This window comes from Faecalibacillus sp. TM498 (genome assembly GCF_020589955.1).
Taxonomy (GTDB): domain Bacteria; phylum Bacillota_I; class Bacilli_A; order Erysipelotrichales; family Coprobacillaceae; genus Faecalibacillus; species Faecalibacillus intestinalis.
Genome location: NZ_JAJDKB010000121.1, coordinates 1 through 1,065 on the forward strand (window position 1 = coordinate 1; position 1,065 = coordinate 1,065).

Below are 1,065 nucleotides of genomic sequence, written 5' to 3' on the forward strand. Positions count from 1 at the left end.
TCAAAGTGTTTTCTATTTTAATACAAGATTATTTTCAATGATAGGAATTTTAGTTATTTGTATTTTAGTTGTTTTAATTGCTATGCAAATCAACTATATCAACAATAATTCTTTATCATCACTCATTAAAGATAAATATATTACAACACAAAAAGAAGATCATCGTGTATTTATCATACCTGATTATATCTACATTTTAGGTTATTTCTTAGGACTTTATGCGATGTATGTAGGAGAAGAATTAGATGCAGGATTTGCGATTGCTTCTTGTATTGGAGCTATCAGTGCTTATGGTTTGTTTTATTATTTCATTCCTCATACTTTAAATGAAATGGTTGATTCATTGAATCTAAAAGGAGAAGATACGATTGTTTTAGGTGATTTAGCTTTATTTATGCAACAAAGTAAATTACTCATTGTCTTTATTATGCTTGCAGTAATTTTAATTCCAACATTTATTTTCTCATCACTTCATATGAAGATGTTGCATATTGCTTTACACATTGGCGCTGTCTTAATTAATTTTGTTTTATGTTTAAGTGTTGTCAGTCGTTTTGATATTGATGCTTTAGAAAAGAAAGAACATTTTAAAAACTTATGTAAGATGGGACTTACAAATCAAGATGTTAAGAAAATATCTTATAAAGAAGGAAATGGATTTTATGTCGTTTTATGGATCTTTGCAGGTATTTATATTTTAAGTATTGCGTGTACTTTTTTAATTCGTGCATCGATTAATTTAGGACTTGTTGGGATTGTTTTACTTGAGTTTGTTGTTCCTTATGGAATGGCTGAATTGATTGTTTATTTAAAGAAAAGAGGTCAAAATTATGAGTTACATGGAAATTAGAAATTTAAAGAAAGTTTATAATCCTTATGGTGTTCATCCCAAGGTTGCTTTAAATGGATTAGATTTTGAAGTAGAAAAAGGTGATTTTATTTGTATTATGGGTGCCTCTGGTTCAGGAAAGACAACTCTCGTTAATATCTTATCAACGATAGATGAAGCCACTCATGGACAAATTTTTCTTAATCAAAAAGATTTACTTCTTTTATCAGAAAAAG

Annotated in this window: 2 protein-coding genes; both read left to right on the plus strand. The window is 28.0% G+C overall.

Annotated elements, in window-relative coordinates:
- A partial coding sequence (locus LJD32_RS14920; RefSeq protein ID WP_227403839.1) for a hypothetical protein occupies window positions 1–850 on the plus strand: 850 nt, incomplete at its 5' end.
- Window positions 831–1,065 (plus strand): ATP-binding cassette domain-containing protein (locus LJD32_RS15545; RefSeq protein ID WP_318532683.1); only part of this gene is annotated, 235 nt, incomplete at its 3' end. The genes LJD32_RS14920 and LJD32_RS15545, both read left to right, overlap by 20 nt.